The 9,284-nt window shown below is 58.4% G+C and carries 8 protein-coding genes; 3 read left to right on the top strand and 5 right to left on the bottom strand.

Annotated elements, in window-relative coordinates:
* The 3 genes from VK725_RS07360 to VK725_RS07370 all read right to left on the bottom strand — a co-directional run.
* On the bottom strand, positions 1 to 344 hold a 344-nt coding region (locus VK725_RS07360), incomplete at its 3' end, for an SDR family NAD(P)-dependent oxidoreductase (RefSeq protein ID WP_325317409.1).
* A 2-nt stretch (positions 345 to 346) separates the two neighbouring features.
* The gene (locus VK725_RS07365; protein WP_325317410.1) at positions 347 to 1,651 is read right to left on the bottom strand and encodes an FAD-binding oxidoreductase; all 1,305 of its coding nucleotides are present in this window, start codon (positions 1,649 to 1,651) and stop codon (positions 347 to 349) included.
* Positions 1,651 to 3,108, bottom strand: a complete 1,458-nt coding sequence (locus tag VK725_RS07370; protein WP_325317411.1) for a UbiA family prenyltransferase — start codon at positions 3,106 to 3,108, stop codon at positions 1,651 to 1,653. Before VK725_RS07370 ends, VK725_RS07365 begins: the two co-directional genes overlap by 1 nt.
* Positions 3,109 to 3,322: 214 nt before the next feature.
* Here VK725_RS07370 and cysD point away from each other — a divergent pair, with 214 nt between their 5' ends.
* From cysD to VK725_RS07385, 3 genes are all read left to right on the top strand, one after another.
* Entirely contained in the window at positions 3,323 to 4,219 is an 897-nt protein-coding gene (gene cysD, locus VK725_RS07375; RefSeq protein ID WP_325317412.1) for a sulfate adenylyltransferase subunit CysD, read from the top strand.
* Positions 4,219 to 6,072, top strand: coding sequence for a sulfate adenylyltransferase subunit CysN (cysN, locus tag VK725_RS07380; protein ID WP_325317413.1), 1,854 nt, complete (start codon positions 4,219 to 4,221; stop codon positions 6,070 to 6,072). The genes cysD and cysN overlap by 1 nt, the downstream gene beginning before the upstream one ends.
* 84 nt (positions 6,073 to 6,156) lie before the next feature.
* Positions 6,157 to 7,326: a DegT/DnrJ/EryC1/StrS aminotransferase family protein gene (locus VK725_RS07385; RefSeq protein ID WP_325317414.1), complete on the top strand. Its 1,170-nt coding sequence runs from the start codon at positions 6,157 to 6,159 to the stop codon at positions 7,324 to 7,326.
* A 66-nt stretch (positions 7,327 to 7,392) separates the two neighbouring features.
* Here the strand turns inward: VK725_RS07385 and VK725_RS07390 are convergent, their stop codons facing one another.
* Together VK725_RS07390 and VK725_RS07395 are read right to left on the bottom strand one after the other, a co-directional pair.
* Positions 7,393 to 8,337: an electron transfer flavoprotein subunit alpha/FixB family protein gene (locus tag VK725_RS07390; protein ID WP_325317415.1), complete on the bottom strand. Its 945-nt coding sequence runs from the start codon at positions 8,335 to 8,337 to the stop codon at positions 7,393 to 7,395.
* A gap of 29 nt (positions 8,338 to 8,366) precedes the next feature.
* On the bottom strand, positions 8,367 to 9,113 hold the full coding sequence (locus VK725_RS07395) for an electron transfer flavoprotein subunit beta/FixA family protein (protein ID WP_325317416.1): 747 nt from the start codon (positions 9,111 to 9,113) through the stop codon (positions 8,367 to 8,369).
* Positions 9,114 to 9,284 lie beyond the last annotated feature (171 nt).

Raw genomic sequence — 9,284 nt, forward strand, 5'->3', positions numbered from 1 at the left:
ATGGTTGACGTGCCGTTGGTGTTGAATTCCTTCACGGCAAGCTCGGCCGATGCTTCGCAGGCGTTCTGATCGGGTAGCGTGCCGTGAGCAATAAGCATCGCGTCGACTTCACCCAGCCACGTCCACGCTTGCGCTAGCACATAGGAATGCGCGTCGAGCTGGTTGACGTCCAGTGTTGCGAAAGCGACATCCGCAGCGCCTCTCACTTTCAAATCCGACGTCATGTCTTCAAGCCGCTGTGACTGACGGGCAATGAGAAAAAGGCGCGCGCCGCGCGCCGCATAACAGCGCGCGGTTGCTTCTGCGATGGCAGATGAAGCGCCGACGATAACGATCCTGAGCATGCTTACTCCGCAACCCGGCGCCAGAAACTGGACGAAAACCGGGGGTCAATGAAATGGCTGAAGGCTTCCCACGCCGGGAAATACTGACGGAACCGCTGCCCGTTCATCCGAGCGTCCTTGGCCGGATAAACCGCGCCACCGGCCGCCGCGACGATATCATCCAACTTATCCAGCAAGCGTAACGTGCGTTCGCCCTGATTGGGGAAATCTAGCGCGAGCGTGGTGCCTGGGCGTGGAAACGAAAGCATCCCGGGTGAGGGCAGGTCGCCAAACTGCTTCAAGACGGCCAGGAAGGAGCCATCGCCGCCACGGGCGACAACTTCAAGCAATTGCTTGATCCCGTTGTGCGCGGCAGCAGGCGGGACGACGCACTGATATTGCATGAAGCCACGCGGGCCGTAGATGCGATTCCAGTTGCCCACGCCGTCCAGGGGGTAGAAATACGGCACGTAATGGGTTGTGACGTGCGCAATGTCTTCGCGTTGGCGATGAAAGTAGAGGCTGTTGAACGCCTTCAGGCTAAGTGGGTTGATCAGTGAAATCGGCGGCGTGAACGGCACCGACAGGCGGCGATTCGGCGCAGCCGGCTTCGCATCGGGAGAAGCGGGGGCGTGATTGGCGCAAGTGAACAGGCCTCTGCCCAGCCCGCGGCCCGTACTCACACAATCGACCCAGGCCACTGTGTATTCGTGTGCGGCTGCCGTGGTCTCTGAGAGATGAAAAAAACCATCGAGATTCTGGAAGCGACGTGTTTCGCAACTCATCCATGGCCCGGCAATGCGGCGAAGCTGCAAGGTCGCGCGTGTAATGAGGCCGGTTAACCCCAAACCGCCCACCGTGGCAGCGAACCAATCCGGATGAAGCTCGGGGCTGCAGACCATGCGATGGCCATCGGAGCGCACTAGTTCGAGATTGAGCACATGCTGGCCGAAGGTTCCGGTCACATGATGGTTTTTACCATGCACATCGTTGGCGATGGCGCCGCCCACGGTGACGAAACGGGTGCCGGGCGTCACCGGCGGAAACCATCCCTGCGGGACAACGATGTCCAACAGGTCCGAAAGCAGCAGACCGGCTTCGCACTCCAGTTGTCCGGTAACAGGGTCGAAGCGGATATAGCGATCCATGCCACGCGTACGCAGGAGGACGCCATCGTCATTGAGGCAACTGTCGCCGTAACTGCGACCGTTACCGTGAGGCAGCATGACGCCGTCGGTGGTAGGCAAGGGGCGGTGCCGATCGGTGATATCGATGATCGTCTGCGTGGCGGTCGGATACCGCCCCCATGATTGGCCAACGTTGCTCATCAGATGGACGCAATCACGATGATCGCGGCCACCAGCAGCAAGCCGCGGCTAACGTTGTCCATGACCGCAAACACTACTGGGTCGTCGTGCATGATGCCGCGGTGCGCGATCACCCATGTGCGACTGATCCAATACAGCAGCAAGGGGCATAGCAGCCACAGGTAATGCGGATGCCTATATAGCGACTGACTGGCAGTGCTGTCGATGTAAAGGGCCAACACCAGCACGGAAAGGTACCCGCTGGCACCACCCATCGATTGAATCAGCGACAAATCTTCGACGACGTAGCCACGGCCAGCGGCCTTGATGCTCGACGACTTTTGCGCGGCGAGTAGCTCTGTATAGCGCTTGACCATGGCTAGGCTGAGGAAGATGAACATGGAAAAGGCGAGCAGCCAGAAAGAGGGTCTGGACTGAATGGCCGCGGCGCCAGCGAGAATGCGCGAGGTGTAAAGCAGTGCAAGCACGATCACATCCAGCATGACCATGCGCTTGAATTTCAGTGAATATCCGGTGGTAAGAACGTAATAGCCAAGCAGCATCAGGACGAACGTGGGAGTGAGAAACCACGCCATTGAAAAGCTGGTGACCAGCAACAGCAGTGCAGCTATCGGGCCTTGGTAGAGCGGAATGACGCCTGCGGCAAAGGGTCGGTGTTTTTTCCTGCGATGCTGCCTGTCTGCGGCAAGGTCGAGAAGATCATTCGTGACATAGACACTGGAGGCACAAAGTCCGAAGCAGGCGAAAGCAAGCAACGCCGATAACAACGCATTCGGATCGAGGACACGGTGCGCCGCGAGCAGGGGCAAAAACACCAGGACATTTTTGATCCACTGATGCACGCGCAGGGCTTTGAGCCAATGCTTCACCGATACCGCGCCATGCGTGAATGTGCGTTCGAGCACGGTAACGTTTGCGGCGGCGCTGGACAACCGTGAGCCGGACTCCACGACAATGGCAGCGTTCGCAGACTTCCACACATGCAGATCGATTTTCGCGTTGCCAATATAGTCGAAGCGACGCTCACCGAAGCGTGCCACGAGAACCTTTGCCTTGTTGAGACCGGAAAGATTTCGTTCGCCGTCGCTGGCTATGACGGCGTCAAAGCCGCCGACATGATCGGCGACCAGCGTGGCCAGTTTGGTATCGGCGGCACTGCACAGAACCGTTGTGCGTGAGGACTGCTGTTCACGCACCCATGCCACAACATCACCGTTGTAAGGAAGTGCCGCGGCATTAAGCTCGACCCGCTGCGCAATCTGTTGCTTTAGATACGCCTTGCCACGCAGCAGCCAGATCGGCATGGCAAATGCCATCAGCGGATGTTTCGCCAGGAGCGCCAACGCCGACTCCACAAGCAGGTCGCTGCGAATCAGCGTGCCGTCAAGGTCCACGCAGAGCGGCACAGACACCTGGGTCTGTGTGTTTCGACTTGGAGCCGTATCCAGCGACGTCATTGTTTCCCCTTCTCTACCGCAAAACAGTAGCGCGTCTAGGCTGCGAGTCCCCACGACCCATCGCCGCATTTATCTGCGATTTTATCATGCGGGTGAAAACTGCCATATCCCTGAAAATGCCATGATTCTGGAGTGGGGCGACAGTTCTTAAGGCAATCGATGCGGACTTCATGCCAAAATGAGGGCTTAATTCGTCCATAGGCCGCCCGTCGACGTGTCCGACTACTTAGACGCCCTGGAAGCCGAGAGCATCCATATTTTCCGTGAGGTCGCCGCCAATTTTCAGCGGCCAGTCATGCTGTATTCGATCGGCAAAGATTCTTCTGTCTTGTTGCATCTGTTGCGCAAGGCATTTTATCCGGCCCGAGCGCCCATCCCGCTGCTTCACGTCGATACCACATGGAAGTTTCGCGAGATGATCGAGTTTCGCGACAATGTGGCTAGGGCGGGTGATGTACAGGTGCTGGTCCACATCAATGAGGATGGCGTTCGTCAAGGCATCTCTCCGCTCGTCCATGGTGCGACGGTACACACCGACATCATGAAAACGGTGGCGTTGCGGCAGGCGCTGGATAAGCATGCTTTCGACGCCGCAATCGGCGGCGCGCGTCGCGATGAAGAAAAATCTCGCGCGAAAGAGCGCGTTTTTTCGTTTCGCAATGCACAGCACCGTTGGGACCCCAAACGGCAGCGTCCGGAATTATGGAATCTCTACAACACCAGTATTCATAAGGGAGAGAGCGTGCGTGTCTTTCCGTTGTCGAACTGGACAGAGCTCGATGTATGGCAGTACATCCGGCGCGAAAGTATTCCCGTTGTGCCTTTGTATTTCGCCAAAGAACGTCCAGTGGTGAAGCGTGACGGTGCGCTGATCATGGTGGACGATGATCGCTTTACTCTGCGCGAAGGCGAAAAGATCGAAAAGCGCATGGTGCGTTTCCGCACACTGGGCTGCTATCCCCTGACGGGTGCGGTGGAATCCACTGCGACCACACTCGAGGAGATCATTGACGAAATGATCCAGTCCCGCAGTTCCGAGCGGCAGGGACGTGTGATTGATCAAGATCCCTCCGCATCCATGGAGCGCAAGAAACAGGAAGGCTATTTCTGATGTCGGGCGATCACTCCAAGCGCAGCCTTTTGCGTTTCATTACCTGCGGAAGCGTCGATGACGGCAAGAGCACCTTGCTGGGGCGTCTGCTTTACGACGCTGGCATGCTTCCCGATGATCAGATCGAAGCATTGCGGCGCGAGAGCCGTCTTGAGCACGCCGATAGCGATATCTTGGATTTTTCGCTCCTGACCGACGGTCTGGATGCAGAGCGTCAGCAGGGTATAACGATTGATGTCGCTTATCGCTATTTCCACAGTGCTCGCCGCAACTTCGTTGTTGCCGATTGCCCGGGTCACGAGCAATACACACGCAACATGGCGACCGGAGCGTCGCATGCGGATGTTGCTGTCGTGTTGGTGGATGCGCGCAAGGGACTGTTAACGCAAACGCACCGGCACACCTACATCTGCGCATTGCTGGGGATTCGGCATGTGGTGCTTGCGGTCAACAAGATGGATCTTGTCGATTATCAGCAAGACGTCTACGAGTCTATTCGTAACGCATATGTTGAACTCGCGGAAGCGTTGGGAATCCATGACGTTCACCCGCTTCCAGTGGCTGCGCTGACGGGCGACAACGTTGGATCCTCATCGGCAAATATGTCCTGGTACAAAGGCCCGACTTTGCTGGATGTGCTGGAGACCATCTCCGTTAAACCAGCGCAGGCGGACAAATTCCGCATGCCCGTGCAATGGGTTAATCGCCCGGATCAGACATTTCGCGGATACGCGGGCACGATATGCGGCGGACTGGTCAAAGTCGGCGACTCGATTGTCGTCCAGCCCGGCATGCATCAGGCGCGCGTTGCGCGTATCGTCACGGCCGATGGTGATCTGCCTCATGCCCGAACAGGGCAAGCCATCACGCTGACGCTGGATCGCGAAGTGGATATCAGCCGCGGCGATGTGATTGCCGAGGCTATGCATCCGGCCCCCGAAGCGGACCAATTCGCGGCGCATCTGTTGTGGATGGGCGACGAGGCGTTGCTGCCCAATCGCGGTTACTCGCTGAAGATTGGTACACGTACCGTCAATGCACGCATCACGTCGATCAAGCACAAGATCGACGTCAATACGCAAGCTCAATTGGCCGCGCATCGACTTGAACTCAACGAGGTCGGTTATTGCAATCTCGACCTCGATCATCCCATCGCGTTCGAGGCTTACGCCGATAGTCACACGCTGGGTGGCTTCATTCTGATCGACCGGCAGACCAACGCAACGGTCGCGTGCGGCATGCTCGATTTTGCGCTGCACAGAGCCGCCAATGTGCATTGGCAGCATCTGGATGTCGATAAGCAGACGCGTGCCCGCGGCAAGGGACAGCAGCCCAAATGCCTGTGGTTTACGGGTTTGTCTGGCGCGGGCAAATCAACGATCGCCAACCTTATCGAACGACGTCTCAGTGCGCTCGGCTATCACACCTATTTGCTGGACGGCGACAACCTTCGCCATGGCCTGAATCGCGATCTTGGATTCACGCTAGAGGCACGTGTCGAAAACGTGCGCCGTGTGGCTGAAGTGGCGCATCTGATGGTGGACGCGGGCCTGATTGTGCTGGTGTGCGTCATCTCGCCCTTCCGCAGTGAGCGGGAGTTCGCGCGGGGCCTTTTTATGGATGACGAATTCGTCGAGGTCTTCGTGGATACGCCACTGGAAGAGTGCGAACGGCGCGATCCAAAAGGTTTGTATCGCAAGGCACGTGCAGGCGAGATCAGCAACTTCACCGGAATCGATTCGCCTTATGAGGCTCCCGAACAGCCGGAAGTGCATTTGCTGACCAGCAAGAGCTCGCTTGAATCGATGGTGGAACAATTAGTGGCACAGGTCATCGATCAGGCTGGCACATAAGAGGTTGGGCGTGACCGCGACGAGAGGCGAGCTTATCCTTGGCGGGCGTGATCGCATTTGCCATTCCCCTTGATGGATAACTCCTTGTCAGCATCCACTCCTCCCTTTCTTGTTTTTGGCGCTCCCCAGATCGGGGAGCCGGAAATCGCCGAAGTGGAGGCATGCCTTCGTTCTGGATGGTTGGGCACGGGTCCGCGCGTTGCCCAATTCGAGCGCGATTTTGCGGCGTATCGTGGCGTTAGGGAATTGCAGGTCGCAGCGGTCAATTCGTGCACGGCCGCACTGCACGTAAGCCTGCTGGCAGCGGGGATTGAGCCCGGCTCCGAGGTGATCACGACGCCGCTGACGTTCTGTGCCACCGTCAACGCCATACTGCATGCAGGATTGGTACCGATATTGGCGGACGTCGATCCGGTGACACAGAACATCGATCCGGATGCGGTTGAAGCAGCTATCACGCCGCGTACGAGGGCGATTTTGCCGGTGCATTTCGCCGGTCGCCCGTGCGATATGGATCGCATCATGGCGATTGCGCGTAAAAACAACCTGGTGGTTATCGAAGATTGTGCGCATGCCGTGGAAGCGGAATTTCGTGGCAAGCCATTGGGGACCTTCGGTGACTTCGGTTGCTTCAGCTTTTACGTCACCAAAAACGTCGTGACAGGCGAAGGCGGCATGATCCTCGGCAACAGCGAGGAGCAAATTGCACGAGCCCGTATCTTGGCGCTACACGGCATGAGCAAGGATGCGTGGCATCGTTTTGGCGATAAAGGCTACAAGCACTATCAAGTTGTGGAGTGTGGCTTTAAATACAACATGATGGATATCCAGGCCGCCATTGGATTGCATCAGTTGGCGCGTGTAGATGAAAGCTGGCATCGCCGTCGCGCTATCTGGCAACGCTACGATGAAGCGTTAGCCGATCTGCCGATGGGCTTGCCGGCGCCGCCGCAGTCCGACACTCGCCATGGTTACCATCTGTATACCGTGATGATCGATGAATCGCGTGCAGGCATCTCGCGGGACGATTTTCTCGAAGCGATGAACGCTGCGCGCATTGGCACGGGTGTTCATTACCTTTCGATTCCTGAGCATCCTTATTACCAGCAGCGCTTCGGCTGGCAGTCGGAGCAATGGCCGCATGCGATGAAACTGGGCAGGGAGACGGTAAGTTTGCCGCTCTCGCCAGCGATGTCCGATGACGATGTCGAGCGCGTCATCCATGCGATGCGCACCATCCTGCATGCCTCATGATGCGCGTGCCACCCGCAATAAAAAAGGCGGCCGATGGCCGCCTTTTTTGTGTTTACTTAGAACGTTTTAGCCGATGGCCTGTTCCAGCTCGGGAATGATCTTGAACAAATCACCGACCAGGCCGATGTCGGCCACTTCAAAGATCGGTGCTTCACCGTCCTTGTTGATGGCGACGATGGTGCCTGCATCCTTGATGCCGGTGAGGTGCTGAATAGCGCCGGAAATACCTATGGCCATGTAGAGTTCCGGCGCGATGATCTTGCCGGTCTGGCCAACCTGCATCTCGTTCGGCACGTAGCCAGCATCGACGGCCGCGCGGGATGCCCCCACTGCTGCGCCAATCTTGTCGGCGAACTTGTAGATGATTTCGAAGTTTTCCTTCGATCCCACGCCACGGCCACCGGACACGACCTTGCTCGCGCTTTGCAGGTCTGGTCGATCGCTCTTGCCCTGCTTGAGTTCGACAAAGCGCGTGTGCGTGGGTAGTGCCACGTCGACGTTCAACGCTTCCAACGGCGCATTGTTGGCGCCGCTTGCGGCGGCGGGCCAGGACGCCGTGCGGATGGTCGCGACCACCGCATGCGCTGCATCGGCTTCCACGGTGATGATGGCGTTGCCGGCGTAGATGGGGCGCTTGAAGGTGTGGCTGGCTTCCACGCTCATCACGTCGCTCACCTGCGCAACGCCAAGCAGGGCCGCAACGCGCGGTGCGACATCCTTGCCGAACGTAGTGGAAGGGAAGAATACGTGGCTGTAACCGGCTGCCGCTTTGGCAATCTGCGGCGCGAGCACGGAGGCGAGCGGATGATTGTTTTCCGCGCGGGCAATGGTGAGTACGCGCGTGACGCCGTCGATCTTCGCCGCATCGGCGGCGATGGCGTCCACGTTGTCGCTCAGCACCAGCACGTCGATGGCGTCGGGTTTCACGGCCGCTGCTGCGCTTACAGCGCGTGCAGTGGAGGGGTTCAGCTTGCCGCCCAGATGTTCGGCGATAACCAGAATCTTGCTCATAAGTGTCTCCTGTCTCGTCCGGCGGCTGCTTAGAGCAGACCCTTCTGCTTCAACGCGGCAACCAGCTCGGCGGCGTCCTTCACCATCACGCCCTTGCTGCGCTTGGGCGGAGCGGCGTAGTGGGTGGTCTTGAGGTGGTCGTGCGTATCGACGCCCAGGGAAGCGAATTCGATGCTGTCGATCGGCTTGGACTTGGCCTTCATGATGTCGGGCAGCTTGATGAAGCGCGGTTCGTTGAGGCGCAGATCGGTGGTAATCACGGCCGGTAGATCGGCTTCGATCGTTTCCAGGCCGGCATCGACTTCGCGGGTGACCGTCGCCTTGCCGTTGGCGATGTCGACTTTGCCGGCAAAGGTTGCCTGCGGGCGATCCCACAGTGCGGCCAGCATCTGGCCCGTCTGATTTGCGTCGTCGTCGATGGCCTGCTTGCCAAGGATCACCAGGGCTGGCTGTTCCTTCTCGATGAGCTTCTGGAACACGCGCGCGGCGGTCAGGGGCTGCACGGCATCGGCAGTGACGACATGGATGGCGCGATTGGCGCCCATGGCCAAACCGTTGCGCAGATGCGCGGTGAGATCCGCCGGGCCAATGCCGACAAGGATCACTTCGTCGGCCACACCTTTTTCGCGCAGACGCAGCGCCTCTTCCAGCGCGATATCGTCAAACGGATTGGCGGACAGCTTCACACCATCGGTCACCACGCCGGTGCCATCGGGTTTGACCTGAATGCGGACGTTGTAGTCCACCACGCGCTTGTAGCCGACCAGAATCTTCATCTGCGGTTCCTTCTAACGGGCACCCTTGCGGGTACTGGGGATTGCCATGTAAACGGCCATATTAACCCGATTCGGTCGACCATGCGGGGGCGAATGGTCTAGCCCCGCGGAAGCAGTCACGCAAAAGCTCGGCGGTGCGTGAAACCTCAGACGCTGCGGCGGGCGTAAGGG

The sequence above is a fragment of the Dyella sp. genome, assembly GCF_035486915.1.
In the GTDB taxonomy this organism is placed as follows: Bacteria; Pseudomonadota; Gammaproteobacteria; order Xanthomonadales; family Rhodanobacteraceae; genus Dyella_B.

Coding starts and splice junctions, on each gene's coding strand:
- VK725_RS07365 (WP_325317410.1), bottom strand. CDS start 1,651: ATGAGCAACGTTGGCCAATCATGGGGGCGGTATCCGACCGCCACGCAG.
- VK725_RS07370 (WP_325317411.1), bottom strand. CDS start 3,108: ATGACGTCGCTGGATACGGCTCCAAGTCGAAACACACAGACCCAGGTG.
- cysN (WP_325317413.1), top strand. CDS start 4,219: ATGTCGGGCGATCACTCCAAGCGCAGCCTTTTGCGTTTCATTACCTGC.
- VK725_RS07390 (WP_325317415.1), bottom strand. CDS start 8,337: ATGAGCAAGATTCTGGTTATCGCCGAACATCTGGGCGGCAAGCTGAAC.
- VK725_RS07395 (WP_325317416.1), bottom strand. CDS start 9,113: ATGAAGATTCTGGTCGGCTACAAGCGCGTGGTGGACTACAACGTCCGC.